This is a genomic window from Campylobacter sp. US53 (genome assembly GCF_004378995.1).
Classification (GTDB): domain Bacteria; phylum Campylobacterota; class Campylobacteria; order Campylobacterales; family Campylobacteraceae; genus Campylobacter_D; species Campylobacter_D jejuni.
This window is the reverse complement of sequence record NZ_RYYH01000040.1, coordinates 1-240: the sequence shown is the minus strand read 5'-3', so window position 1 is coordinate 240 and position 240 is coordinate 1. Positions and strand designations below refer to the sequence as shown.

Sequence of the window (240 nt, the reverse complement as noted above, 5' to 3'; positions counted from 1 at the left end):
GATGTTGACCCTGCTCAAATGATAGCAGTATTTGAAAATCTTAAACTTGATAATCCTAAAGATGGCTTTACTGTAGGTATAGTTGATGATGTAACTCATACTTCACTGAGTACCGGAGAGAAAATTTCTCTTGGAGATGAAAGTACGATCGAATGTTTATTTTACGGACTTGGTGCTGATGGAACTGTGGGTGCAAATAAAGACTCGATTAAAATTATCGGAGATAAAACGGATTTTTAC

The 240-nt window shown here is 35.8% G+C and carries 1 protein-coding gene; it reads left to right on the top strand.

Features of this window, described 5'->3' with window-relative positions:
- Nucleotides 1–240 (top strand): hypothetical protein (locus ELQ05_RS08205; RefSeq protein WP_134240082.1); only part of this gene is annotated, 240 nt, incomplete at both ends.